This window comes from Chelativorans salis, assembly GCF_025336525.1.
Lineage (GTDB): Bacteria > Pseudomonadota > Alphaproteobacteria > Rhizobiales > Rhizobiaceae > Chelativorans > Chelativorans salis.
In genome coordinates this window covers 1,012,533-1,037,148 of record NZ_JAOCZP010000001.1, presented here as the reverse complement: position 1 = coordinate 1,037,148, position 24,616 = coordinate 1,012,533, and the positions used below count along the sequence as shown (strand labels likewise).

Annotated in this window: 22 protein-coding genes; 13 read left to right on the top strand and 9 right to left on the bottom strand. The window is 62.5% G+C overall.

Going from position 1 to position 24,616, the window contains the following annotated elements:
• Positions 1-42: 42 nt before the first annotated feature.
• From N5A92_RS04920 to N5A92_RS04890, 7 genes are all read left to right on the top strand, one after another.
• Positions 43-2,235: a putative bifunctional diguanylate cyclase/phosphodiesterase gene (locus tag N5A92_RS04920; RefSeq protein ID WP_260900760.1), complete on the top strand. Its 2,193-nt coding sequence runs from the start codon at positions 43-45 to the stop codon at positions 2,233-2,235.
• A gap of 349 nt (positions 2,236-2,584) precedes the next feature.
• Positions 2,585-3,280, top strand: a complete 696-nt coding sequence (locus N5A92_RS04915) for a response regulator (protein ID WP_260900758.1) — start codon at positions 2,585-2,587, stop codon at positions 3,278-3,280.
• Between the two features lie 244 nt (positions 3,281-3,524).
• Entirely contained in the window at positions 3,525-4,403 is an 879-nt protein-coding gene (locus N5A92_RS04910) for a CheR family methyltransferase (RefSeq protein ID WP_260900757.1), read from the top strand.
• Positions 4,403-5,035 carry a chemotaxis protein CheW gene (locus N5A92_RS04905; protein WP_260900756.1) on the top strand — a complete coding sequence of 211 codons (633 nt, stop codon included), beginning with the start codon at positions 4,403-4,405 and terminating at the stop codon, positions 5,033-5,035. Before N5A92_RS04910 ends, N5A92_RS04905 begins: the two co-directional genes overlap by 1 nt.
• A complete protein-coding gene (locus N5A92_RS04900) occupies positions 5,032-6,660 on the top strand; it encodes a methyl-accepting chemotaxis protein (RefSeq protein ID WP_260900754.1) in 1,629 nt (542 codons plus the stop codon). Before N5A92_RS04905 ends, N5A92_RS04900 begins: the two co-directional genes overlap by 4 nt.
• Positions 6,657-8,768, top strand: a complete 2,112-nt coding sequence (locus N5A92_RS04895) for a hybrid sensor histidine kinase/response regulator (RefSeq protein ID WP_260900753.1) — start codon at positions 6,657-6,659, stop codon at positions 8,766-8,768. Before N5A92_RS04900 ends, N5A92_RS04895 begins: the two co-directional genes overlap by 4 nt.
• Positions 8,769-8,771: 3 nt before the next feature.
• Complete coding sequence (locus tag N5A92_RS04890) at positions 8,772-9,833, top strand: chemotaxis protein CheB (RefSeq protein WP_260900752.1); 1,062 nt, start codon at positions 8,772-8,774, stop codon at positions 9,831-9,833.
• Here N5A92_RS04890 and N5A92_RS04885 read toward each other — a convergent pair.
• The 4 genes from N5A92_RS04885 to N5A92_RS04870 all read right to left on the bottom strand — a co-directional run bounded on the left by N5A92_RS04885 (position 9,827) and on the right by N5A92_RS04870 (position 13,562).
• Positions 9,827-10,798, bottom strand: a complete 972-nt coding sequence (locus N5A92_RS04885; protein ID WP_260900751.1) for a type II secretion system F family protein — start codon at positions 10,796-10,798, stop codon at positions 9,827-9,829. The two genes, N5A92_RS04890 and N5A92_RS04885, sit on opposite strands and share 7 nt — an antisense overlap.
• A gap of 10 nt (positions 10,799-10,808) precedes the next feature.
• Positions 10,809-11,810 carry a type II secretion system F family protein gene (locus N5A92_RS04880; RefSeq protein WP_260900749.1) on the bottom strand — a complete coding sequence of 334 codons (1,002 nt, stop codon included), beginning with the start codon at positions 11,808-11,810 and terminating at the stop codon, positions 10,809-10,811.
• Between the two features lie 34 nt (positions 11,811-11,844).
• A complete protein-coding gene (locus N5A92_RS04875; protein ID WP_260900748.1) occupies positions 11,845-13,281 on the bottom strand; it encodes a TadA family conjugal transfer-associated ATPase in 1,437 nt (478 codons plus the stop codon).
• A 104-nt stretch (positions 13,282-13,385) separates the two neighbouring features.
• Positions 13,386-13,562 (bottom strand): Flp family type IVb pilin, encoded by a 177-nt coding sequence (locus tag N5A92_RS04870; RefSeq protein ID WP_260900747.1) that lies wholly within the window; start codon positions 13,560-13,562, stop codon positions 13,386-13,388.
• A gap of 295 nt (positions 13,563-13,857) precedes the next feature.
• Between N5A92_RS04870 and N5A92_RS04865 the strand changes: the two genes are divergently transcribed.
• The gene (locus N5A92_RS04865) at positions 13,858-14,376 is read left to right on the top strand and encodes a pilus assembly protein N-terminal domain-containing protein (RefSeq protein ID WP_260900746.1); all 519 of its coding nucleotides are present in this window, start codon (positions 13,858-13,860) and stop codon (positions 14,374-14,376) included.
• A gap of 15 nt (positions 14,377-14,391) precedes the next feature.
• Here N5A92_RS04865 and N5A92_RS04860 read toward each other — a convergent pair whose 3' ends face one another.
• Genes N5A92_RS04860 through N5A92_RS04845 form a run of 4 tightly spaced genes read right to left on the bottom strand, consistent with a single transcriptional unit; the run spans position 14,392 to position 17,918 of the window.
• A complete protein-coding gene (locus N5A92_RS04860; RefSeq protein WP_260900744.1) occupies positions 14,392-14,808 on the bottom strand; it encodes a TadE/TadG family type IV pilus assembly protein in 417 nt (138 codons plus the stop codon).
• Positions 14,805-16,541 (bottom strand): TadE/TadG family type IV pilus assembly protein, encoded by a 1,737-nt coding sequence (locus tag N5A92_RS04855; protein WP_260900742.1) that lies wholly within the window; start codon positions 16,539-16,541, stop codon positions 14,805-14,807. Before N5A92_RS04855 ends, N5A92_RS04860 begins: the two co-directional genes overlap by 4 nt.
• Before the next feature lie 28 nt (positions 16,542-16,569).
• Positions 16,570-17,373 carry a Flp pilus assembly protein CpaB gene (gene cpaB / locus N5A92_RS04850; RefSeq protein ID WP_260900740.1) on the bottom strand — a complete coding sequence of 268 codons (804 nt, stop codon included), beginning with the start codon at positions 17,371-17,373 and terminating at the stop codon, positions 16,570-16,572.
• A gap of 32 nt (positions 17,374-17,405) precedes the next feature.
• Positions 17,406-17,918, bottom strand: a complete 513-nt coding sequence (locus N5A92_RS04845) for an A24 family peptidase (RefSeq protein WP_260900739.1) — start codon at positions 17,916-17,918, stop codon at positions 17,406-17,408.
• A gap of 229 nt (positions 17,919-18,147) precedes the next feature.
• Here N5A92_RS04845 and N5A92_RS04840 point away from each other — a divergent pair, with 229 nt between their 5' ends.
• Positions 18,148-19,434: a pilus assembly protein TadG-related protein gene (locus N5A92_RS04840; RefSeq protein ID WP_260900738.1), complete on the top strand. Its 1,287-nt coding sequence runs from the start codon at positions 18,148-18,150 to the stop codon at positions 19,432-19,434.
• A 102-nt stretch (positions 19,435-19,536) separates the two neighbouring features.
• Here N5A92_RS04840 and N5A92_RS04835 read toward each other — a convergent pair whose 3' ends face one another.
• Positions 19,537-20,127 (bottom strand): CGNR zinc finger domain-containing protein, encoded by a 591-nt coding sequence (locus N5A92_RS04835; RefSeq protein ID WP_260900737.1) that lies wholly within the window; start codon positions 20,125-20,127, stop codon positions 19,537-19,539.
• Positions 20,128-20,241: 114 nt separating this feature from the next.
• Between N5A92_RS04835 and N5A92_RS04830 the strand changes: the two genes are divergently transcribed.
• From N5A92_RS04830 to N5A92_RS04815, 4 genes are all read left to right on the top strand, one after another.
• Positions 20,242-21,132 carry an alpha/beta fold hydrolase gene (locus tag N5A92_RS04830; RefSeq protein WP_260900735.1) on the top strand — a complete coding sequence of 297 codons (891 nt, stop codon included), beginning with the start codon at positions 20,242-20,244 and terminating at the stop codon, positions 21,130-21,132.
• 274 nt (positions 21,133-21,406) lie between these two features.
• A complete protein-coding gene (locus N5A92_RS04825; RefSeq protein WP_260900734.1) occupies positions 21,407-22,177 on the top strand; it encodes an SDR family oxidoreductase in 771 nt (256 codons plus the stop codon).
• 407 nt (positions 22,178-22,584) lie between these two features.
• Positions 22,585-23,673: a bifunctional DNA-binding transcriptional regulator/O6-methylguanine-DNA methyltransferase Ada gene (gene ada / locus N5A92_RS04820; protein ID WP_260900733.1), complete on the top strand. Its 1,089-nt coding sequence runs from the start codon at positions 22,585-22,587 to the stop codon at positions 23,671-23,673.
• Between the two features lie 55 nt (positions 23,674-23,728).
• Positions 23,729-24,607: an SDR family oxidoreductase gene (locus N5A92_RS04815; RefSeq protein ID WP_260900732.1), complete on the top strand. Its 879-nt coding sequence runs from the start codon at positions 23,729-23,731 to the stop codon at positions 24,605-24,607.
• Positions 24,608-24,616: the final 9 nt, after the last annotated feature.

The following is a 24,616-nucleotide window of genomic DNA, read 5'->3' as shown; positions in this document are numbered from 1 at the left end:
ATTTGCCGGTTCAATGCGACCGTTGGCCAAAGGCAAGCTGCCATGAACCGCACCGAAGAAAGCTTCACATCACAAATCCGGATCACTCTGATCCTCATTGCCTTGCTGACCATAGCCGTGGTCACCTGTATCGCAATGCTCGCTGCCAATCGCATAGACCAGGCGGCGGTCGCCAGGCAGGCACAATATGTGGAGCATGGAATCCAGGAAATTATCGACGCGTTGCCGCGTGAGCAGGAAAGCATCACGATCTGGGATGACCACGTCACCTTCGCTCGCGCACGCGACCAGCAATGGTTGGCCGAAAACGTCGGCGAATGGATGCATTCCTACTTCGGCCATGAGCGCGCATATGTGCTCGACGAGGGCAATCGCCCCATCTACGTCATGCGCGATGGCAAGACCATAGAACCTGCCGGTTTTATGGACGATCATGCGATCTATGCGAAGCTCGCCGCGGATCTCCGCAAAATGTTGGTCGCGCGAGGCGCTGGAAATGCCGGCGAGGCAACGGAGCTTTCGGAGGTGGCTGCCGTCAAGATCATTGCCTTGTCAGGGCGACCGGTTGTCATCAGCGCAAGGCCGATCGTTCCTTTCACGACCCGCCTCTCCGTCCCCGCGGGCGAGGAATATATCTACGTCTCCCTGAAATATCTCGACACCGAGGCAATCGAGGAAATATCCGAGCATTTTCTTCTCGAAGGCGTGCGGTTTGAGCGTGCATATCCGGCCGCTTCCCGTGGTGCAGCAGTGCAGGTGACCGATTCCGATGGGAAAACGATCGGCCACCTCAGTTGGAAAGCCGACAGGCCCGGCATAGCGCTGATCAAAGGGATCCTGCCGGCTGCGCTGTTTGCCGTCGCTGTCGCGGGCGGCATCGGCATCTATCTCGGTCGCCGGTTGCGCCAGGCTTCGCAGAGGCTTTCCGCCAGCGAGCGCCATGCCAGGCATCTTGCCACGCACGACACGCTCACCCGGCTGCCGAACCGGGCATTGTTCGAGACGAGCTTTGAGGCTGCGCTTCAACCGGCGCGGGGCGACGCCAGCGAGACTGCGCTTCTCTTTCTCGATCTCGACCGCTTCAAATATGTCAACGATACGCTGGGCCACAGGGCCGGCGACGAGCTGGTGCGCCAGACGGCCAAGAGATTGAGGGCGGTTGTTGGAACGCAAGGCATGGTAGCGCGGATCGGAGGCGACGAGTTCGCCATCGTCGTTTCGTCACCGGAAGCACGTGAGGCGGCGCTGCAATTGTCGCAGGACGTGCTCGCCGAGATCGAGAGGCCGTTCCGTATAGACGAGGACAGCGTTCACGTTGGCATCAGCATCGGCATCGCGATTGCGCCGGAAGCCGGTGCTGAGCGCGAGGAGTTGCTGCGAAAGGCCGACATCGCCCTTTACGAGGCCAAGAAGAAGGGCCGCGGCTGCTATGAAGTTTTCTCCGAGGCCATGGGCGACATCCTCAGGCAACGCCGGGTCGTGGAAGCGGACCTCCGCAAGGCGTTGGAGAAAGGCGACGAGCTGCAGCTGTTCTATCAGCCGATCTACACCAACAGTGGCGTGATGACGGGGGCCGAGGCGTTGCTGCGCTGGAACCATCCGGTTCACGGCGGCATGTCGCCGGTGTTCCTGATCGCGATTGCCGAAGAAGCGGGGATGATCATGCAGCTGGGCGACTGGATCCTGCGAGAGGCCTGTCGTATGACGGCCAATCTCAACCTGCTGTGGATCTCGGTGAATGTTTCGGCCATGCAGCTTCGCGACGAGCATTTCGCCGACCGCTGCCTCGCTATCATAAACGAGATGCAGGTTGCGCCGGAGCGCATCCAGATTGAGGTCACGGAGACAGTACTTATCGAAAATCGCGATCTGGCCGTCGCGACGTTCAAGAAGCTGCGCGCAAGTGGTGTACGCGTCGCCATCGACGATTTCGGCACGGGCTACTCCTCGATGAGCTACCTGCAGAACTATCCTGTCGACAGCCTAAAGATTGATCGCTCCTTCATTCAGGCGCTCTCAGACAACGAGGAAGGACGTGCAATCGTCGGCGCCATGGTGGAAATGGCCCGCGCGCTGAAGCTCAATGTCGTCGCCGAGGGCGTGGAGACCGTCGACCAGCGAGATATGTTGAGCGCAATGGGCTGCGGGACGATGCAGGGCTACCTCTTCTCGCGTCCCCTGAAAGCACATCAGTTCGTGCAGTTTTCGCAGGAAGAGACCGCATTGCGGGCCTGAACCGGCGGCCGGGTACCTCAAGGGTGCCCGGCCGTATACCTCAAGAGAGTCCGACACTGTTCCCAGCCGTGAGCCGGCTCGCCTAGCAGGGCGACCGCTACACACTTTCAATAGATAAGATAAGAATCCGCATATAAACATTTGGGTAATGTTAATAGTATCCCATGTATGACTGTCAGGAAGTTGACCGGTAGGCCTATATTACATTCATGACATAGGGCGAGGGCACGGTCGTGAGCAGGAACTACCACGGTTTTCCACCAAGAGGCGGCAGTCTTCCTTGTCCGGCCGGGAGGCGGAACGGGCATGCGCACGCCCACAGCCAGTATCCTTTGCGGAGAGTGGGATAATGGAAGCGGCGCCCCCCATTGCCTTAATCGCGGACGACGACGAGTTCTTCAGAATTGCACTCAAGACCATTCTGAAAAACGAGTTGGACTTTGCCGAAGTGATCGAGACGGGATCGCTCGATGAAGCGATCGAACAGCTCTCCGACCGCGATGACGTCGCGCTTGCCCTGTTCGATCTTGCCATGCCCGGCATGGAAAGCGCAGCGAGTCTTGAAGCGGTGCGGGACGTTCATGAAGATATGCGGGTTGCAGTGGTCTCTGCCTCGACGAACAGGACGGATATACTGACCGCGCTCGCGGCGGGCGTACACGGCTACGTTCCCAAAGGTTTGGGTGCGACGGAGCTCGCCACGGCCATTCGGCATGTTCTGGGCGGGGCGATCTACGTGCCGCCGGCCATCGCGGGGCGGGCGCCGTCCGCAACGGACATCAAGGTGGTGTCCTCAGGAAACGAGCCGCCGGGCGAACCCGACAGCAAGGCGATCGACTTTCTCACTCCTCGACAGCGCGAGGTGCTCATACTCCTGGTCGAGGGCCTCTCGAACAAGGAGATTGCGCGCAAACTCCGCCTCGGCGAGGGAACGGTGAAAATCCATATGGCCGCGCTCTTTCGCGGCCTCGGAGTGAGGAACCGGCAATCCGCCGCCGCAGCCGGTGCAAGGCTGTTGCCGGATCTCAAGAAAGAAGAGGATTGATGGTTCTAGTCCGCCTCGCGCCTCGCCTAGCCCATCCGGACGAATAGCATAAATTTACTAAAACAAGCAGAAGGGTGGAGCAAACGACTGGTGCGGAAAAAGAGATGCGGAAAGCGACGGTGAACAGGCGGGCCCCAGACCTCCTCACCTTCAAGATGGGCGGTCTTGGCGCGCCGGTAGGGGTGCTCGGCGACAGGCGCGCATGCCCCGCCTCTGGTCGAGCCGGCGACTGGACGCATGACCGATGACGGCAGCCCGCTACGATCTTCACAGCATCTACTCACTCGTCCCGCAGTTCGGACGGAAGGTGGGGCTCAGCGTGCCTGCATCGCGCGAAAAAGCCGTCGTCTCGGCCATTCGGTGCGCGATGGAAAAGCGCGGGATCGAGGACGGAACCCGCTTCATGGACCAGATTGGGCGGGACCAGGACCTGACTGATGAGATCGTCGCGGAGGCCACAGTCGGCGAGACCTATTTCTTCCGCGATCCCAGCCAGTTCGAAGTGATCCGGAACTTTGTGCTTCCTTCGCTGCTGTGTGAACGGCCTGAAAACGCCCCGATCAGGGTCTGGAGCGCTGGGTGCTCGACAGGGGAAGAACCTTACTCGCTGGCAATCCTCGCGGAGGAGGAAGGGCTGGCAGATCGCATCTCGATCATTGCGACCGACGTTTCGAGGCGGGCGCTGAAAAAAGCACGCGAGGCGGAGTATGGTGAATGGTCGCTCCGCAATGGCGGCATGCCGTTCCTGAAGCGGTATTTCGCCCGTCGTGGCGACGATTTCCGGCTGGAAAGGCGGCTGGCGCGACGGGTGAGCTTTCACCGGCACAGCCTCGGAGTAGACGACGTTCCCTCTCCCAAGACAGGGATTGCCGCATTCGATCTGATCCTGTGTCGCAACGTGCTCATCTATCTGGAGACGGGTGCGGCAAGGCGTGTTGCCCGCCAACTGTACGATTGCCTCAGCGAAGGCGGATGGCTGCTGTTCGGTCCGTCCGATCCGCCGCTGTGGAAGTACGCGCCGTTTGAAACCGTCATCACACCCGCCGGCGTGATCTGTCAGCGTGAAGCGCGACGCGACGGGCAGGAGAATGCGCTTGCCCGCGCCGCAGGAGGAGGCTTCTGATGGCAGCTCGGAAATCCTCCCACAGTCCGATCGACTGGGCGGCCGCTCGACAGCGACTGGCGGCAGCAAGAGAAGCGACGGAGGCGCTCCTCAATCCGTCTCCGGAGAAACGGCAGCAGATACTTGAAGCGCACGCCGCAGCCCTTGCTGCCCGGAATGTGGAAGCCCCTGCGGGACCGGTGACAGGTACCGTCTCGTTTACTTTGTCGGACAAACGCTACGCGATCGAGACGCGCTATGTGTGCGGCGTCGTTTCGCTGGAAAACGTCACACCGCTCCCGCGGACACCTAGCTATGTCGTGGGTGTTTACGACTTGCGAGGCCAGTTGCTTCCCGTGTTCGACCTGCGCATTCCGCTTGGTCTGCCCACGGATGCCGCATCCCCCGTTGGTATGGCGATCGCCTGCGGCGAGGCGCAGCCGGAGTTCCTGTTCCTGACAGACGCGGTGTCGGAGGTCGCGGATCTGACTGCTGGCGCTCTCGCGGATCCCGAGGGCGATGAGGCATGGGTTCGCGGCCTCGCCGCCGACGGAACGACACTGCTCGACGGCGCGGCCATTCTGAATGACCGCCGGTTCTTCATCGATGACCGACAGGATACCCAGGCGGAGGGAAGGGGCGGGAGGTCATGAATATTCCATACACCAAAAGCCTCTATGGGCGGCTCAGCCTTGCGGTGTTGCTGTTTGCCGCCATGGCAGCGCTTCTCGTCGGGCTGAGCTTCACTACCCTGGAGAGGGTCCGCTCTGATGTGGCCGCAACCTCCTATCTCGGCAAGGAGCGAGCCTACTATCACCTGCTCTATCTGGCGGCGCGTTTGCCCGCCCCGGGGGCGCCAGGCGCAGAAGCCGCTGCTTCCAGTCTTCGCAGCGCGATCGACCGCAACGAGAGAATGCTGGAGACGCTTATCGAAGGCGATTTCAGGCGGAACTTGGCGGCGGTGGACGATCCCCACATCCTGGCTCAGCTCGAGGAAAGTCGACAGTACTGGGCAACGACCATCCGTCCCGCTCTTGAGAATGCCGTTGACCAGGCGCCGCTGACGCGCAGCCAAATGGACAATCTCGACCGGTTGATCCGCGCCTACGCAGTCCGCCTGGACAGGCAGATCGATCTGATCGAGCACAGTGCGGCCGCCAGGCTGGCACAGTCCGAATTCCTGCAACTGGGTTTTTCGGTGGCGGCGTTGCTCATCTTTCTGCTGGTGCTGTGGATCGTCCGCCAGATTGCCCGTCGCACACGCACGCTTGCTGAGACAGCGGAACAGATAAGCGCCGGTGATCTGGAGCGGAGGGCACCCGCCGATGGCAGCGACGAGCTGGCGGCTCTCGGCACTTCCTTCAACACCATGACTGCGAAACTGGCAGCGATGCTGGAAAGCGAGAGAAGCGGGCGGACGCGGCTGGAGGAACTCCTCGTCACGATCTCCGAGACCGCGCAGCACCTTTCATCATTGGCAGCGGAAATCCTGGCCGGCACCTCGCAGCAGGTGGAAGGCGTGCGCGAGCAATCCTCGGCCGTCGCTGAAACGGTCACGAGCGTCGACGAAGTGCTGCACACGGCCGAGCAGGCGGCCCAGCGTGCCGAGGCGGTGGCGGCTTCCTCCGAAAGGGCGGTCGAGGTCAGCACCGCGGGTAGGACGGCTGTGGACGAGACAGTTTCCGTCATGAACGCCGTCAGCGAGCGGACGGAGGCGATCGCCAACGACATCCTCTCCCTTGCCGAAAGCAGCCAGGAGATAGGAGAGATCGCGGCGGCGGTCACCGACATTGCGGACCAGACGAATCTCCTGGCTCTCAATGCCGCAATCGAGGCCTCCCGGGCGGGGGAGCATGGCCACGGCTTCAGCGCCGTGGCGGCTGAAATCAGGACCCTTGCGGACCAATCGAAGACGGCCACCGCGAAAGTCCGTCGCATTCTCGTCGACATCCAAAAGGCTACCAACACAGCCGTTGTCGGCATGGAGGAGGGTGCCAAGGGCGTCAACCGTGCGCTCGAGAGAGTAAACGAGGCCGGGGAGACGATCCGCAAGTTGGAGACGATAATCTCCGATTCCGCCCGCTCCGCCGCCCAGATCGCCGCATCGGCCGGGCAACAGCGCGCGGGGATGAAGCAGATACACGATGCAATGCATCATATCGAGCATACGAGCAGCCAGAACCTCGCCGCGGTGCGGCAGGCCGAGCAGGCCGCAAAAGACCTCAATGAGCTCGGAACGAGGCTCAAGAGAATGCTGGACGGGAACGCAAAACAATGAAGGCAACGGGACTCGACCGCCAGCTTTTGGAGCTGTTCGTGCAGGAGGTCAAAGAGCGCTCCTCCGAGATCGAAAACAACCTTCTCACCATCGAGAAAGCCGAAGCGCCGGAAAAGCATAAGCTCCAGGAGCGGCTACTGCGGATTATACACAGCCTCAAGGGCGCCGCGGGTCTCGTGGAGGTTCGACCGGTGGAAGCGGTCTGCCACAGAATGGAGGACCTGCTTTCATCTGCGGCCCATGAAAGCCGCACCCTTGCACGCGCGGAGCTGGATCTCCTGCTCGCCGCGACGGATGCTATCGCCGATGCCGCGCGAGCGCTTGATAGGGGAGAACCCCTCGCCGAGGCGTCTTTCCAGGATGTGCTACGGCGGCTTGAGGCAGGCAAAGCGCGCAAGGTCGAGCCTCCAGCAGCTGCGGTGAAAGGGCATCCGCCCCTTCCCCCAATCCGTGCGAGCGACTTGGACGGATCAGTGAGGATGTCGGCCGACCAGCTCGACACCTTGCTCTACCAAAGTGGAGACCTCGTCGCCTCAAGGTCCAGAATCCGTCTTCGCGCGGAACAGGCCTTGATGTTGAAGGACCAGGCAAGGCGATTGCGCTCAATGAAACAGATCAACGTCGAAGAGGCGGCCAACATCGAAACCGGTTTACGCGCCCTTGCAGCCGGTCTCACCGAAGACGCCAACCTCTTTCGTGGCTCGGTTGCTGCGCTCGACCACGAGGTCCGGCGGGCGCGTATGCAGCTGTTCTCCGAAACCTGCCAGGGTCTTCCGCGCATGGTCAGGGATATGGTCCTGGCATCCGGAAAGGCGGCCGAACTGCGCATATCCGGCGGGGAGATCGAGATAGACAGGTCCATCCTGGCCGGCTTGCAGGATTCGCTGCGGCATCTCGTGCGCAATGCCATTGGCCACGGCATCGAAACACCTGAGGAGCGGCGTGCGGCCGGTAAGCCGGCTATTGGTCGGATCACCGTCTCGGCGGTTCTTGTCGGCGAAAGCCTGCAGGTGAGGGTCGAAGACGATGGCCGGGGCTTCGATATCGAATCCATTCGAAAGGCAGCAGGCATGGCGGGACTTCCCGAGCCGCAGGATGAAAGGCAGGGCCTGCGCCAGGCCTTCGAGCCCGGAGTGTCCACGTCAGCGCAGGTTACCGAGCTGTCTGGTCGCGGCATCGGCCTCGACATTGTCAAAAACGCAGTCGAGCGAATGCGCGGAACGGTTGACGTCTCGCATGCCCCGGGCGGGGGCGCGGCCTTCGTCTTGACGCTGCCGCTGACCCTCGCCACCCTGCACGCGCTCGAAGTTACGGCAGGGGGGCAGGTCTTCGCCGTCGACACCGCATCCATCCGGCGTGTTTTACGGGTTTCGGCGAAGGATCTGCCAGCGGCGGGCGAGCCGAACATCCTTCCGGTCGACGGCCAATCGATGTGCGTGATCGATCTCGCAGGCTGGCTCGGCCTTCCCTCGCGAAGCTATGCAGGGACGGATATCCTCCCGGTGGTCGTCATCGGCCCGGCCGGCGGCGAAGTAGCCGTGCTGGTGGATGGGGTTGCGGGCGAGCAGGAGCTGCTTGCCCGTTCCCTTGGTGCGCGGCTTTCGAATATCGGCTTCTACAGCGGCGGTACGGTGCTGCCGGATGGACGAGTTGCGCTGCTCTTAAATGCCGCCGCGCTGGCCGAAGCTGCCGCCACGGAGACGGCTGCGAGCATAGCAACCGTCCTCCGGACCCCGACGCCTCCGAGACGCAAGGTGCTCGTGGTCGACGACTCGCCCGCGATCCGCACGCTGGAGAAGCTCATCCTGGAGGCCGCCGGCTATGACGTGGTCATGGCTGCCGACGGCACCGAGGCATGGGACTATCTGCAGACACACGATGTGGATATCGTCGTGGCGGACGTGGATATGCCGGCGATGGATGGGTTCAGGCTGACGCAGACAATTCGGGAGTCCGCAAGCTTCAAAGATCTGCCTGTCATCCTGGTCACCGGACGAGAGACGCCCGAAGACGTGGCCCGAGGTCTCGACATGGGTGCCAACGCTTATGTCGCAAAAGCCGGGTTCGACCAACAGCAGTTCATCGAAACGATTCGCCAGGTGGTGTGAGCGATGGTCCGGATTCTCGTCGCTGCAAGAAGCGCTAACCTTCAGGCGCTCGTGCAAAAGGCGATACAGTCCGACGGTGAGGCGCAGCTTGCAGGCTTTGCCAGGAGCGGGGCGGAGGCCGTCAGGATGGCCAAGGAGTTGCGGCCCGATGTCATCGCCATGGGCCTTCGGCTGGAAAACCCGCATGCTGCCACAGTCGTCAAGGAGGTCATGATCGAGGCTCCGGCGCCGATCGTGATGGTCGCCCACGACGCGGGGCCTGAGCTGGGAAGCCTCTCGGTCGACGCATTGTCGGCGGGGGCGCTCGCTGTCATTCCCGCACCTCTGGAAACGGACGACCCTCTGGACGAGGCATCGACCAGGAAGTTCCTGGCCACTCTCAAGGCGATGTCGCAGGTGAAGGTCGTCAGGCGCTGGCGCGACAGGTCAAACCGAAGACGCGAGGTGCCTGCGATCCCCAACCCAGCGAGCGCCCGGATCGTCGGCATTATCGCCTCCACGGGCGGACCGGCTGCCCTGCAATCCATCCTCAAGAGCATACCGACCGGATTCCCGGCGCCGATCCTTGTCGTTCAGCATATTTCCGAAGGTTTCATCGATGGGGTTGCCGCTTCGCTCGACGCCATTGTTCCGCTGAAGGTAAAGGTGGCGGAGGACGGCGAGCTGCTGAGGCCGGGGACCGTCTATTTCGCCCCCGACAACCGTCAGCTGGGCCCCGCCAGCCGATCCAGGGTGGGAGTGAAAGAAGCCCCTCCGGTAAACGGCTTTCGACCCTCCGGTACCTATCTCTTGGATTCAATCGCGCACGTATTCGGCAGCGAATCCCTTGCGGTGATCCTTACCGGAATGGGATCTGACGGGATCGAGGGCCTGCGCACCATCCGCAATGCACGTGGAATGGCAATCGCCCAGGACGAGGCAAGCTCCGTTGTCTTTGGAATGCCGAAGGCGGCGATCGATTCCGGGCATGTCGACCTTGTATTGCCGCTGGGGAAAATCGCCCCCGAAATCAGAAGATTGGCCGGCGGCGAAGCGGGCGCCCCCGCTTCGCAACAAAGCTACTGAATGCCCGCAATCTGTATGGCCGCGGGCGTAACGATCACGGCGAAGAGAACGGGCAGGAAGAACAGGATCATCGGCACCGTGAGCTTGGGCGGAAGGGCCGCGGCCTTCTTTTCCGCTTCGCTCATCCGCATATCCCGGTTTTCCTGCGCCATCACGCGGAGCGCCTGGCCAAGCGGCGTGCCGTACTTTTCAGCCTGTATGAGGCTGGTCACCACGGCGCGGACGCCTTCGACACCCGTGCGGCGTCCAAGATTCTCATAGGCCTGACGTCTGTCCTGGAGGTATGAGAGCTCGGCGGTGGTCAGAGCCATTTCCTCCGCGACTTCCGCCGATTGCGCGCCGATCTCCTCGGCGACCTTGCGGAAAGCGCTCTCGATGCTCATGCCGGATTCGACCGTGATCAGAAGCAGGTCGAGCGCCTCCGGCCACGCCCTGCGGACCGCCTTCTGGCGCTTCGTGATCCTGTTCCTGACGTAAATCGCAGGTGCGAGATAGCCGAAAGCGCCCATCCCGGCGGCGATGCACAGTACGACCAGGACCGGCACAGGCGGCTTGAGGACAAGAAAAATGTAGAGGAAGCTGACGAGGAAGATAGCGACCGGCGCGATGAGCCGCACGGCAAGAAATGCGATCACCGCCGCATGACCGCGATAGCCGGCCATCCGCAGCATGCCGACGATCTCGCCGTCCTCTGCCTGCTTTGCGAGGTCGAAGCGATCGACGATTGCCTTGAACAGCTTCTTCGGCTCGCTGCGAAGGGATACCGGACGCTTTTCCGCGTTCAGCCGTTCGCGCTCGCGCTTGCGGATGCGCTCCCGCTCGTCCTCGACCTTGCGCATGCGTTCGGCAAGGCTGTTGCGGAAGAGATAGGGCCAGGAAACGACGATAACCGCCGAGAATGCCGCGACGGCCGCCATGAGGGCCGACAGCTTCTCCGGTTCCAGGATCAGTGATCCGATATTCATGGCCGCCTCCTCAGAAATCGAAATTGATCATCTTGCGCATGACAAGGATTCCCATGCCCATCCAAAGGGCGCAGCCGACAAGCACGAGCTTGCCGGTCAGCGTATGAAAAAGGAGAGACATATAGTCGGGGCTGGTCAGATAGACGGCCCCGCCGACGAGGAAGGGCAGCGCGCCGATGATGCCGGCCGACGATTTCGCCTCCGAGCTCATCGCCTTGATCTTCCCTTGCATTTTCTTGCGTTCGCGCAGCACCTTGGACAGGTTGCCGAGCGCCTCCGCCAGGCTGCCGCCCGTCTTGCTCTGGATGCCGATCACGATGGCGAAGAAGTTCGCTTCCGAGAGCGGCACCCGTTCCCACAGACGCTGCACCGCCTCGTCGATGGGGATGCCCAGTGTCTGGTCCTGCACGATCGTGACGAACTCGCTCCTGACTGGATCCTGTGCTTCGGCGGCGATGATCCGAAGACAATCGGCCATCGGCAGGCCGGCCTTCAGGCCGCGCACGATGACATCCACCGCATTCGGAAATTCCGCAGTGAAGCGCTTGAAGCGCGCCTTGCGTTTGGCGCCGACATAAACATGCGGCAGCAGCAGCCCGCCGGCCATCCCGAAGCCCACGGCCGCGATCGTGCTGGGCCCGAGAAGAAAAGCGATTGAATACGAAGCAAGACCCGATCCCGCGCAGACGAGATAGTAGGACTTGGTCGTCCAGGTCAGGCCCGCTTGCCGGATCCGACCGGCCAGCGTCGGTCTGCTGGTCTTCCGCGTTTTGGCCTTCTGCTTCTCTTCCAGTTCGCGCAGCGTCTTTTCCACCGACCGACGGCGGTCGCGGCCGTCTTCATCGGAAGAGGCTTGCCGTTCTCTGGCGCTGAAAGCCGCGATGCCGTCGAACCTCCGCCTGAAGGGGCTTGCCTTGGCGATTTGCGGGTAGAAGAGAGCCATCGCCACGCCGCCGACGCTGAGCGAGGCAAGTGCGAAGACCATTATCACGAATAAGGACGGCGCCAGCATTCAGGTTTGCTCCTTTGCCGGTTGCGCAGGCGGTTCAGGCCGCCGTCTTCAGCTCTGCCGCGTCCAGAGCGGCGGCAAGCCGGTTTTCCTCACCGTAGTAGCGGGCGCGGTCCCAGAAGGCCGGGCGGCCGATGCCAGTGGAGCGGTGCCGTCCGATGATCTTGCCGTTCGCGTCCTCGCCGAGGATGTCGTAGACGAACAGGTCCTGCGTGGTGACCACGTCGCCTTCCATTCCCAGTACTTCGGTAACGTGCGTGATCCGGCGCGAGCCGTCGCGCAGACGAGCCGCCTGCACGATCACGTCGACGGAAGAGACCAGCATCTCGCGGATCGACTTCGAGGGCAGCGTAAAGCCGCCCATGGTGATCATCGACTCGATACGCGAGATCGCTTCACGCGGCGAGTTTGCGTGCAGCGTTCCCATGGAGCCGTCATGGCCGGTGTTCATTGCCTGCAGGAGGTCGAAGGCCTCCGGTCCACGCACCTCGCCGACGATGATGCGCTCCGGGCGCATGCGCAGACAGTTTTTCACGAGGCCGCGCATGGTGATTTCACCCTGCCCCTCGATGTTGGGCGGGCGGGTCTCCAGGCGGACCACGTGCGGCTGCTGTAGCTGAAGCTCCGCGGCGTCCTCGCAGGTGATGATGCGTTCACCGTCGTCGATGCAGCCGGTAAGGCAGTTCAAAAGCGTTGTCTTGCCCGAACCGGTGCCGCCCGAGATCAGCACGTTGCAGCGGATCCGGCCGATGATCTTCAGCAACTCGGCGCCTTCCGGCGTGATGGAACCGAACTTGACCAGCTGGTCGAGGGTTAGCTTGTCCTTTTTGAACTTGCGGATCGTCAGGCTTGGGCCGTCAATGGCGAGCGGCGGGACGATGACGTTGACGCGCGAGCCGTCTGGCAGACGGGCATCGCAGAGGGGGCTCGACTCGTCTACGCGGCGGCCGACCTGGCTGACGATGCGCTGGCAGATGTTGAGCAACTGCTCGTTATCGCGGAAGCGGATTCCGGTCTCCTGGACCTGTCCACTCACTTCTATAAAGACCTGGTTGGCGCCGTTGACCATGATGTCGGCGATGTCGTCGCGCGCAAGCAGCGGCTCCAGCGGGCCATACCCCAGGATGTCATTGCAGATGTCGTCGAGCAGATCCTGCTGCTCGGAGCGGGATATTCCAGCCTTCTTGGCGGCGACGATGTCATCGACGATCTCGCCGATCTCCTTGCGGGACTGCTCGCCGTCCATGGCCGACAAGGCGGCCACGTCGATGGTTGCGATCAGCGCGTTGAAGACTTCCTTCTTCAGGTCGAAATAGCGCTGAGGCTTTCCCGCCTTCAAAGGCGTGGGTGTGGCGGTGGTTGCGTTTTGAGCCGGGCCGGGCAGGTCCTCGGAAACTTGAGGTGTGCTCGTCACCGGCTGCGGGATGGGATCCTCGCGCGGCGTGTTCTCAAATGCAGGTTTCCTGCCGAACATCGACTTGACCTCATCTACCAGCCGGCACCAGGCCGGACAAAAAAGAAGCGGAGGGGACAGCCCCTCCGCAGTCGGTTGCAGTGCACTCTTGTGAGGGAGGGTGCTTAGGTGGTGGTGCCGGGGTTCAGCTTGGTCGAGATCGTCTCGAAAATCGATGTAAGGTCGGTTCCGACCGTCGTAACGGCGGTGATGATGACAACGGCGATCAGACCGGCGATCAGGCCATACTCGATGGCGGTCGCGCCGGACTCGTTCCTTGCAAAACGCTTGATAAGTTCCACGGGTTCGGTCCTTTTTTGGCTACCAGTTACGCCGCCTCGACAGGAGGTCGGCATCACAGGAGGGGCTTGGCGTCCGCCGCGGGGCCCTTGTTCTGTGTGGCCCTCATATAGCGGATGTTAACCACCGCCTTCCATTCAGCCTGATGGCCGATGCCGGTTTGCTGTAACCTCGGCCACCTGGCCTAGTTCGCTTGCTTGCGTGCATTTTGAAGGACTGCATGGCATTTAACCCCCTTCAGGAACGCTCGGCTTTCGTCCCCGTTCAATGGGGCAGGCGGCAACAGGAGTTTTCACCATGAACAACGCCATTACACTGGCCGTCGTCACACTGACGATGTCCACCGCTACTGCCGGACCTGGCTGGGCGGAGAGCGATCCGTTTCTGCCTGATCCGGCAAGACAAGGCATCACCCATGCGGAATCCGCCCATGCTGTCAGGCTCACGGTCGATTTCGCAAGATTGGTGGAGTTGGGGCGGCCGGCAGGTACGGTCATTCTTGGCAACACCGCCATCGCCACTGCCAATCTGAGCGACGACAGGACGTTGATCCTGACCGGCAGAATGGCAGGTTCGACCAACCTGATCGTGCTCGATGCCGAAGGCGAGGAGATCGCAAACCTCGTGCTGGAGGTGGTCGCCGGGGGCGCGCATCTCGTCACCGTCCATCAGGGCATGCAGCGGCAGACATATAGCTGCGCTCGGGGTTGCGATCCGGTTCTTTCCGTCGGCGACGATGCAGAGGCCTTCAGCACCACCGCGGGCCAGATCAGTACGCGCCAGGGCTTTGCCGACAGCGGCGCTGTCGGGCAATGAAAGCCTGATAGCAGGTCAGCCGATTGGGATGCTGCGCGTCAGGCCGAGCGCTATCGGACTGTCGCTCAACCCAGGCACAAGGAAGGTAAAGGGGTAGCGGAGCGAAAGCACCCGGAACTCCATGCCGTCCACCGTCTCCTTCGCAACCGAGACCTCGAGCAGATCGGGGTCGCCGCCATCGAAGGCTTCGCGCACGGCGCTTTCCATCTTTGCAAGCACCTCGCTATCGGACGAATCGGGGGAGATCTGCCCGATCAGCACCTTCCTTGCGGCGACATCGGCCGCATAGGAGAGGTCGCTTCGCACGAAAAAGGCCCGCCCAAATTCAACGATTCCAAGCGAAAGAAGAAGAAGCGGCAGGCAAATAATCGCGAACTCGACGGCCGTAGCGCCCGACCGACACCGCAGCAGCCGGCGAAAGGCCGGGATCATCGCACCTGGACCTGAACCGATGAGCTCAATTTGAAATCGGGCAGCACCTCCGGGACGGACATGGCTTCGTACATCTTCGACGCCTCCATGCGGTAGAAGACGTATGGCGGTGCCGAATCCTGGCAGGTGGTGGTGCAGTCGGGCGCGGTCTCGGGCGGCACATCCGCATTCTCGGGACAGGCGCAATAGCGCTTGACTATGTCGAAGGCGACACCCGATGGCGACGCACTTTGATCGAGCGTCGACTGCATCACCTTCAGCACCTGCGTTTCGCCCGGATCGGACATTGCGGCCTGTGCACCCGCACGAAGCACGTGGTCGATTGTCATCCGCTCGTAGAGTGCCAGCCCCATGTCCGCCATGGCGACCAGGGCGAGTGCCAAGATTGGCGCAACGAGCGCGAACTCCACCGCCGAAACGCCGGCTTCGCATTCCACCAGTTCTCGCGCCTTCGGTTTCAGGAGAGGCGTGCGGTCCTTCCACCGGCGACGCCTGAACGGTCCGAGAAGCGACTGCCAACTGACCTTCTTGCCGCTTCTCTTGTCCCGCTGGCCGCTTACGCGCCAGGCAAGCTCGCTCATGGCGCGCGCGGCTTTGGAGTTGCGCGCCAGCTCCGTGACCATGCGGCCGTCATTCGCCGCCTTGCCGAAAGTCTGCGGGTCGAACGGCACCGTGACGCTCTGCTCCAGCCCCACGGCCGCAATGAAGTCCTTGGGGCTGATCTCCGGGAGCTTGGGCGTGCCCACCTTGTTGAGAACAAGCCGCGGCGGCGGATCGTTGGGCCGCGCCTTCTTCAGGATCTCGATCATGTTCTTGGCGTTGCGCATGCTCGCCAGATCCGGCGTCGCCGTAATGACGATCTCGTCCGCGCTCAGGAGCATCTTCTTGGTCCAGTGCGTCCAAAGATGCGGAACATCGAGAACGAGATGCCAGGAGCTCGAACGGGCGACGTCCAGCAGCCGGTCGACTTCGCTTTCCTTGAGATCGAAGGAGCGGTCGAACGCGGCGGCAGCCGGGAGGAGGTGCAGTCGTTCGGAGTGCTGGACGGCGATCCGCTTCAGCAGAACCTCATCCACGCGCTCCGCCCCCTCCAGCACATCAGCCATGCCTTGGGGAGGCTCGACATCGAAATCAAGGCCGAGGGTGCCGAACTGCAGGTCCAGATCCGCGACGATGACGTCGGCGTCCGACCGATCCACCATGGCCGCCGCCACATTATGGGCGATCGTTGACGAGCCGGTGCCGCCCTTGGCGCCGATGAAGGCTATGATGCGTCCGAGCTTCGCTTCCACCGAATCCTGGAAGCAGCGCGAGACGGCCGCGACGAAAGCCATCGGCTCAAGCGGGGCGAGAAGATAGTCGCTCACGCCCGCTTGCAGCAGGTCTCGGTAGAGATCCACGTCGTTGGAATGGCCGACCACGATCATTTTCGTGCCGGTGATGCATTCGAGCGCAAGTGCGTCGAGATCGTCCATGAGGCGTGCACGATCCTCATGGCCTTCAACCACGATGAGATTGGGAGAAGGCGTCCCCCGGTAAAACGCTGCCGCTTCCGCCATCCCGCCTTCCCTGACGGTCACGCTGGCACGCCCCATGCGGCGGTCGAGCGCGCCCATGCGGATGGCCTCGGCAACGGCGGGCGAGGTGCAGAACGCGGTGATATCCACCTTTGGAACCGCATGCATGATACCCGGCATGCTTGCCGGCATTTTTTCGGCAGTGCTCTGTGTCATCTGAAGCAAACCTTCAAGGAATCGAGTTCTAGCTGTCTCCGAGGCGCGAAGACGGAACCTCGAGAAGCGTGGAGCGGCTGCCGCCGAAGAAGCGGACGACGCCGGCAGGCGTCTTTTCGTCGACGACGGCTGATGCGCCTCTGGCATCGGCCGCCGCACGCAGCGCAAGGGAGACCGAGCCCGATGCCTCGGCCGCGGCGATGACGGGAATCTGTTCCGGGTCTACCTCAAGCGTCGCGGTCTTGCCGACGACGGGCGCCCCGTTCGCGTCTTCCGATGCGGTCTGGTCAACGGCAAGCACACGCACGTTCGAGACAATCGTGCGGCTGACCACCTGCCCTTCATCGCCGGACTGACCGGGCCGCACCTTGGTGTGGACGAGGTCCACCCGGTCATTCGGCATGACAAAGCCGCCTGCCGTGCTCTCGGCGGTTACACGAACGGCTATCGCCCGCTTGCCCGAAGGAAGCTGTCCCGACAACAAGCCGGCGCCTGATTGCGCCAGCTTGTCCTCTCTGACCGGCTCACCGGCAACAAATCCGCCGCGCACATGCGAGCCTTTCAGGGTCTGGGGCGCCTGCGGACGGGAACTCCGGCTGATGAAGACGGCCGGAACTTCGCCGCCAGTCCATGGCTGCCAGCGCAGTTGGCTCTCTTCGAGCACGGCGCCGTGCCCGATATCGGTGCTGGCGACGAGCACTTCCTGGGCAGGCTCCTTCGGCTCCGTCACCGCAACCGGTTCAGCCGCTGACTGCTCGGCACTCCCCAGCGCAAGCCAGGCGGCAAACCCGCCCGAGGCGAGCGCGAATACGAGGATGAGAATACGAAACATGGTCTACCCCATTTCTGGCGGATATGGCCGCCTCACACGATGCCGGCTATCCAGCCGCTTTCCGGCAGCAGGAGAAGGGTGGCCAAAGCCAGCGCAACGCCGTACGGAACGCCCGTACTCGTCGAATGCAGCCGGCCCGGCCAGCCCATTTGCTGCAGGAGGGCCGGCAGCGGCAGTCTGCGGTACTGGAGAAGCGCCAGGGTGAGGAATGCGCCGAAGACGGACGCATAGATGACGTAGGGTATCGCCAGCTCTGGGCCGAGCCAGAGCACCGCCACCGCACTCAGCTTGGCGTCCCCGCCTCCAATCCATCCGAAAGCGAAGAGCACGAATGTGCAGGCAAATACTGCTGCCGCGACCGCCCCGCTGAAAAGCATCGCCTCCACGCCGAAGCCGGCAGCCGGTGCAAGGAGAAGGTAGACCCCGGCAAGGCCAAGCACGAGGCGATTGCGGATCGTCATCGTCGTCACGTCCTTCAGGCCGGCAAAGATCATGCTTCCGGCAAACAGAAGGAGTGCCATCCAGGCTGCGAAGGTCGAGATCATATCGGCTCCCGGCAGGGCTTGAGCTCGAAGGCTCTGTCCGCGTCTCCGGGACATCCCCGGCCGCTGCTATCGGTACGCAATGTGATGCCTGGCGCGAAAAACTGCCATTCAGCCTGATGGTCTAGCTGTGCCCAAGAGAACCGCCGCCGGGACTAGGCTAAGTGGCCGAATCGAGGACCGGCGTGAAAACCTTTATATCCGCCGCACCACATGAGCATGGGACATTCCGATGATCGGGCATTCCTGGATCGGCCGCGGGAGTTTCTCCCGCACTCTCCGCACCGTGACAAAAGACGAACGGGGTGCCGTGGCCGTCATTGCCGCGGTCGTCTTCCCCGTCGTTGTTGGCGCGATCGGCCTTGGTGCGGAATCAGGCTACTGGTATCTCGAACAGCGCAAGCTGCAGCATGCCGCGGACGTCGCCGTCTACGCCGCCGCTGTCCGCTATCGCGCCAGCGACGATCAGACGGCCGTGGAAGCAGCCGCGCTCAGGACCGCCAGCGGGACGGGCTACGAACCGGACATCGGCACGATTTCAGTTGGGCCGCTATCCGGCTCCACCCCTGCAAATGGCAAGATATCCGTAGACCTCACGGAAACGCATGCGCGGCTGTTTTCGTCGATCTTTTCAGGCAAGCCGATGCTCCTCGCCGCGCGCGCGGTTGCCGAGATCAAGGGCGGCTCGAAGGCCTGCGTTCTTGCTCTTTCGAAGTCCGCCTCGGGTGCCGTGACCGTGACCGGGTCCACGGACGTCGAGCTTTCGGGATGCAGCGTCGTCTCCAACTCCAGCGCATCGGACGCGTTCCTGATGAAGAACGGCAGCGCACTCATGTCGACCGAGTGCGTCTATACGGTGGGCGGCGCGGTCACGACGACTGGTTTGACGCTGACGGGGTGCAGCGGGGCTGTGGAATACGCGCCGCCCACCCCCGATCCCCTTGCAGGCATCGCGGAGCCGGGCAGGATGGAGATCGACCAACTGCCCTGCCGCGACCTCTCCTACATCTCCGACACGACCTACACCTTCGACCATCTGCCCTCCGGTCAGGAGGCGATCCGTTTTTGCGGCGGGCTGGACATCAAGGGCACCATCGATCTCAAGCCCGGCCTCTATATCATCGACGGAGGAGAGTTCACCGTGTCTGCGGGGGCGTTTCTTACGGGGACCGGGGTCACCTTTCTCCTCACCGGCTCTGCCACGGCAAAGCTCACCGGCAACGGCGACATCGATCTTTCCGCTCCGACCACCGGCCCTTATGCCGGCGTGCTCCTGTTCGGCAGTCGCGATTCGACGGGTTTGAACCATCAGGTGACCGGCAACTCAGAGTCGAGGCTTGAAGGGGCGCTATACACGCCGACAGGCACGATCGACTTCACCGGCAACTCGACCGTTGCAGGCGGTTGCACGCAGATTATCGCCGACCGCGTGAACTTCACGGGTAACTCGACCATGCAGACCTGTGCCTCGACGACCAACGAGATCGTGGTCGGCCAATCGATCGCAATCGTGGAATAGGCGACACTGCTTCGGCACGCTTCAGGATGGCTTAGCGCGCCGTTAGCCGTGCGACATTGGCCTCGATCACCGAAGCTGAGACCTCTACCTTCGGAGTTCCACTTAGGTATGTTCCCTATGGCGCGAAACCTTCTCGCGGTTGCCGCAGACCCGCATGTTGCACCAGCGACGCTTGCCGCCGCGCGACGTGTCGAGAAACAGCCAGCCGCAGCGTGGGCAGGACCGTAGTCTTTCGCGCGGCAGGGTGAAAAATCCTTCGATCGCGAGAATGGCGAGGACGGCGGTCACAGCGTCCGGATCCCGCCACCGGGCTGGCGCGAGGTCGGGTGTCGTGTCGATGAGATCGACTGCGCCACCGGCAAGCCCGCTTGCGGCGCACTCGAAAAGGAAGCCCAGTGCCTCCGCCGCTGGCGGCTCCTTCGTGGCGATCGACCCGAAGATCTGGGCCGATGCTTCCCGCACCGCGTGGATAGCCTCGACGAACGGCTCGCCCTTTATGCTGGCGATCGCCGCGGCCTCGCGAACACCGGCTAGCCCCGATGCCTCGAACCAGTTTCCGATGTCACGGGCGGATTTAAGCAGCTCGTTATCGGGCGCGGGCACCCGGCGGTCGAATACCGCATTCGAAAGGTCAAGGGCGGGATGCCCGCCGATGAAGTGCTCGGGCACCCATTCCGTCTCTGCATTCGCCACGGAACCTAACCCCTATTAAGCTGTTATCCAGTTACTGTGGAACTAACCGATATTAACACGCTATCCGGTTTCTCAGCCAGACGCTGCTCCCATCACGCAGGAAGGAGAATCAAGATGCGGAATTATCGCCACAAGACCCGCCACGAGACGGTCAGTGTCGAGGGCCTGGACATCTTCTATCGCCATGCTGGAGACCCGGAAAGGCCAGCAATCCTCTTGCTGCACGGCTATCCGACCTCATCCTACATGTATCGCAACATCATCGAGCCACTGGCGGAAACCGCCTACGTCGTGGCGCCGGATCTGCCCAGTTTCGGCTATTCCTCCGTGCCGTCCGCCGATGCCTACGACTACACGTTCGAGAACATTGCCGACACGATCGAGGCGTTCCTTGCGGCGCTGGGCCTCGATAGGTTCTTCCTTTATGTCCACGATTTCGGCACCCCCGTCGGCTACCATCTCGCGACGCGCCGGCCGGAGCGCATCCTTGGCCTCGTCGTCCAGAACGGTAACAGCCATGAGGAGGGGCTGGGGCCGGCCTGGGACGCGCCGAAGGCGTTCTTTGCCGATCCCAGCGAGGCGAACAGGGCCAAGCTGCCCGACTGGATGAATTTCGAGACAACGCGCTACCAGTACGTCGGAGAGCAACCGGCGCGCATTGCGCGTCTCTACCCTCCGGATGGCTGGCATCTCGACTGGGATTGGCTGTCAAGGCCCGGGAACATGGACATCCAGTTCAAGATCTTCTCCGACTACGGGTCGCACATTGCCCGCTTTCCGGCCATTCACGCGTACCACCGCGAACACCAGCCGCCGTGCCTCGTGCTTTGGGGAAGACACGACCCCTTCTTCGATATCAACGAGATCATGGCCTACCATCGCACGCTCGATACCGTGGAGATGCACGTCTTCGACAGCGGACACCAGCTTTTGGAAACCCATCACGAAGAATGCGCAGCCCTCGTGAGCCGGTTCATCCTCGACGTGGAGACCGGGGAATATTGAGAGTCCGCCAAGTAGGCGATAGCCCGCTTGTCGATCCGAGGGGCAGCCTTTTGCATCTGCTTTGGGCCAGCTTTTCCTGCTCGATGCGTTCGGCTTCCCCACCTTCCGGCTGCGGTTCCGCGCGGCAACCAGCGCTTCGCCAAGTGCGCATTGCACAACGAAGACACTGATGGCTGCGACAATGTCATTTGATTGGAAAGCAACAAGCGGAGTGTCGCTGGAAATCCAAAGTGGCATCACTCTGGGGACAGAACAGTTGACCAGGGGTTAAATTATGAACGTACTTAAAGACAAAGTCGCCATTGTTACCGGAGCAAGTTCAGGTATCGGCTATGCGGCTGCGAAGTTGTTCGCACAGGAGGGCGCCAAGGTCGTTGTGGCGGGACGCCGCAAGGCCGAGCTCGACGCGCTGGTCGGCGAAATCGAAAAGGCCGGTGGAAAAGCGATCGCCGTTGCGGGTGACGTGAAAGACGAGGCCCACGCGAAGGCTCTGGTCGATACGGCGGTCAGCCAGTTCGGCGGCCTCGACATCGCTTTCAACAATGCCGGTTCGAGCGGCGAGATGGGGCCGGTGCCTGAGTTGTCGCTAGCCGGATGGCGCGACACAATAGACACCAACCTCACCAGCGCCTTTCTTGGTGCGAAGTACCAGGTGCCGGCGATGATCGAGCGCGGTGGTGGTTCCATTGTGTTCACCTCGAGTTTCGTCGGCAACACCGTCGGCTTTCCAGGCACGGGCGCATATGCCGCCGCCAAGGCAGGGATCGTCGGCTTGACGCAGGTGCTGGCTGCCGAGTTCGGCGTCAAGGGGATCCGGGCGAACGCGATCCTTCCAGGCGGCACCGATACGCCGGCCAATCACGCCAACCTGCCAGGCGCTCCCGAGGGCACGCGAGCCTTCATCGAGGGGCTCCACGCGCTCAAGCGTTTGGCGCAGCCCGAGGAGATTGCGCGATCGGCGCTCCACCTGGCATCCGACGCATCGAGCTTCATCACGGGCGTTGCGCTGCTGGTCGACGGCGGCGTGTCGATTAACCGGACCTAGACACGAGGAACGGTCCCGCCGGACGTAGCGAATGCCGGGTGACCGATCCACCGTCATTTCGGTTCTAGAGCAGCAAACGGAGTTTTTCAGCTTCTGCGAGGCGTAGCCTCGCCCAGGACCAGCGGACATGTAGCACCCGAAGGGCCTTCCCCCGAAACAACGGCAGCATATAAGGAATTCATCATGTCGAAGGAATAGGACAACAAAGCCATCGTCGGCCGATGGTTCGACGGCTTCTGGGGCATCGCTGCCAACGACTCCGGCGTGACGCGACTACGCTGATCGGCATTGCGCTCGTATTCCGTCTTCGCCGACCCTATTTCGATTCGAAAGCAAGAGCCGGAGTGCGGGTAGTGCCAGGGAGCATTAACTTGGGCCTTAGACAAAGAAGTCGGGAAGGTTCGACCATGAACACGCTCGCGACAGAAAGATCGAATTCGGTGGCAGCTGCCACCGAACGGAACCCGCGGTGGGCGCGTGTTCTCGCGCGCGATCGGTCGATGGACGGTCAGTTCTACTATTCCGTCGCCACCACTGGAATCTATTGCCGCCCCTCGTGTCCGTCGCGGACCGCCAACCCGAAGAACGTCCGCTTCCACGATAGCATCGCCGATGCTGAGGCTGCAGGCTTCAGAGCCTGCAAGCGCTGCAAGCCCGACCAGCCTTCGGCCGAGGTTCAGAACGCCGAGATCGTCGCGCGCGTCTGCCGGTTGATCGAGCAGGCCGAAGAGATTCCACCGCTCAATGAACTTGCCAAGGCGGCCCGCCTTAGCCCCGGCTATTTCCACCGCGTGTTCAAGTCGATCACGGGCGTCACGCCCAAGGACTATGCTGTAGCCCATCGCGCCGGCAAGGTTCGCGAAGAGCTCGAGCGGAGCGAGACGGTGACCGCCGCGATCTACGACGCCGGGTTCAATTCCAGCGGTCGCTTCTACGAGAAGTCGGGCGAGATGCTCGGCATGACCCCGACCGACTATCGCGCCGGCGGCGCCAATGCCGAGATCCGCTTCGCGGTCGGCGAATGCTCGCTGGGCTCGATCCTGGTGGCGAAGAGCCAGAAAGGCGTCTGCGCAATCCTGTTGGGCGACGATCCGGACATGCTCGTTCGCGATCTGCAGGACCGTTTTCCGCGGGCACGCCTGACGGGTGGCAACGCCGAGTTCGAGAATCTGGTGGCACGCGTGGTCGGTCTCGTCGAGGCCCCAGGGCTCGGCCTCGATCTTCCGCTCGACGTCCGCGGCACCGCGTTCCAGCAGCGCGTCTGGGCGGCCTTGCGCGAGATCCCGGCGGGCACGACTGCAACTTATGCTGACATTGCGAAAAGGATCGGCGCGCCCAAGTCGGTGCGCGCTGTCGCTGGAGCCTGCGCGGCGAATGCGCTGGCGGTCGCGATCCCCTGTCACCGGGTGGTGAAGAGCGACGGCGCGCTCTCCGGCTATCGCTGGGGTGTCGAGCGCAAGCGGGCTCTGATCGATCGCGAGGCCGCGACCGCCTGAGCGGCGCCAATCGCCGATCGCTCACCGTCTTTTCGATTCAAAAGCAAGGGTCGGAGTGCCGGTCCCTCGCGGCGCCGGCCGTGGCATCGCAATCGAACTCGGCGCGGCGGGTGCGACCGTTTATGTGACCGGGCGAACGACGCGGTCGCAGCCATCGGAGTATGCCCGCCCGGAAAGCATCGAGGAAACCGCGGAACTGGTGACCACCGCCGGGGGCGACGGCATTGCCGTTCAGGTCGACCATCTCGTGTCCGAACACGTCGAAGATCTGATTGTCCGGATCCGGCGCGATCATGGCCGTCTCGATATCCTCGTCAACGATGTCTGGGGTGGCGAGAAACTGTTCGAGTGGAACAAACCGGTCTGGGAGCACGATCTCGACAACGGGTTGCGCCTGCTCGATCTCGGGGTGCGCACGCATCTGATTACCGCGCATCATGCGTTGCCGCTCATGATCGAACAGCCGGGAGGACTGCTGGTCGAGGTCACCGACGGGACGGCCGCGTACAACGCGCAGAATTATCGCAACAACCCCTTCTACGACCTCGCCAAGGTTTCGGTGAACCGGATGGCCTGGGCGCATGCAAGGGATCTTGAAAAGCACGGTGCCACCTCCGTTTCGCTGACGCCGGGCTGGCTGCGCTCCGAGATGATGCTGGAGGCTTTCGGCGTCAGTGAGGAGAACTGGCGCGACGCGACCGAAAAGATTCCGCACTTCGCGATTTCCGAGACGCCGCGCTTCGTCGGCCGCGCCGTTGCAGCCCTCGCGGCCGATCCGGAGCGGGCCCGATGGAACGGACAGTCACTGTCGAGCGGTGGCCTGGCGCAAGTCTATGGATTCACCGATCTCGACGGCTCGCAACCCGATGCCTGGCGCTATCTTGTCGAGATTCAGGACCCCGGCAAGCCGGCGGACACGACCGGTTATCGCTAGGCGCGGCGC

What these genes read in the sequence shown, in the direction of transcription:
- N5A92_RS04830 (WP_260900735.1), top strand. Translation starts at nt 20,242, where the DNA reads ATGCGGAATTATCGCCACAAGACCCGCCACGAGACGGTCAGTGTCGAG.
- N5A92_RS04890 (WP_260900752.1), top strand. Translation starts at nt 8,772, where the DNA reads ATGGTCCGGATTCTCGTCGCTGCAAGAAGCGCTAACCTTCAGGCGCTC.
- N5A92_RS04910 (WP_260900757.1), top strand. Translation starts at nt 3,525, where the DNA reads ATGACGGCAGCCCGCTACGATCTTCACAGCATCTACTCACTCGTCCCG.
- cpaB (WP_260900740.1), bottom strand. Translation starts at nt 17,373, where the DNA reads ATGTTTCGTATTCTCATCCTCGTATTCGCGCTCGCCTCGGGCGGGTTT.
- N5A92_RS04900 (WP_260900754.1), top strand. Translation starts at nt 5,032, where the DNA reads ATGAATATTCCATACACCAAAAGCCTCTATGGGCGGCTCAGCCTTGCG.
- N5A92_RS04860 (WP_260900744.1), bottom strand. Translation starts at nt 14,808, where the DNA reads ATGATCCCGGCCTTTCGCCGGCTGCTGCGGTGTCGGTCGGGCGCTACG.
- N5A92_RS04885 (WP_260900751.1), bottom strand. Translation starts at nt 10,798, where the DNA reads ATGAATATCGGATCACTGATCCTGGAACCGGAGAAGCTGTCGGCCCTC.
- N5A92_RS04895 (WP_260900753.1), top strand. Translation starts at nt 6,657, where the DNA reads ATGAAGGCAACGGGACTCGACCGCCAGCTTTTGGAGCTGTTCGTGCAG.
- N5A92_RS04920 (WP_260900760.1), top strand. Translation starts at nt 43, where the DNA reads ATGAACCGCACCGAAGAAAGCTTCACATCACAAATCCGGATCACTCTG.
- N5A92_RS04880 (WP_260900749.1), bottom strand. Translation starts at nt 11,810, where the DNA reads ATGCTGGCGCCGTCCTTATTCGTGATAATGGTCTTCGCACTTGCCTCG.
- N5A92_RS04865 (WP_260900746.1), top strand. Translation starts at nt 13,858, where the DNA reads ATGAACAACGCCATTACACTGGCCGTCGTCACACTGACGATGTCCACC.
- N5A92_RS04875 (WP_260900748.1), bottom strand. Translation starts at nt 13,281, where the DNA reads ATGTTCGGCAGGAAACCTGCATTTGAGAACACGCCGCGCGAGGATCCC.
- N5A92_RS04905 (WP_260900756.1), top strand. Translation starts at nt 4,403, where the DNA reads ATGGCAGCTCGGAAATCCTCCCACAGTCCGATCGACTGGGCGGCCGCT.
- N5A92_RS04855 (WP_260900742.1), bottom strand. Translation starts at nt 16,541, where the DNA reads ATGACACAGAGCACTGCCGAAAAAATGCCGGCAAGCATGCCGGGTATC.
- N5A92_RS04825 (WP_260900734.1), top strand. Translation starts at nt 21,407, where the DNA reads ATGAACGTACTTAAAGACAAAGTCGCCATTGTTACCGGAGCAAGTTCA.
- N5A92_RS04845 (WP_260900739.1), bottom strand. Translation starts at nt 17,918, where the DNA reads ATGATCTCGACCTTCGCAGCCTGGATGGCACTCCTTCTGTTTGCCGGA.
- N5A92_RS04840 (WP_260900738.1), top strand. Translation starts at nt 18,148, where the DNA reads ATGATCGGGCATTCCTGGATCGGCCGCGGGAGTTTCTCCCGCACTCTC.
- ada (WP_260900733.1), top strand. Translation starts at nt 22,585, where the DNA reads ATGAACACGCTCGCGACAGAAAGATCGAATTCGGTGGCAGCTGCCACC.
- N5A92_RS04915 (WP_260900758.1), top strand. Translation starts at nt 2,585, where the DNA reads ATGGAAGCGGCGCCCCCCATTGCCTTAATCGCGGACGACGACGAGTTC.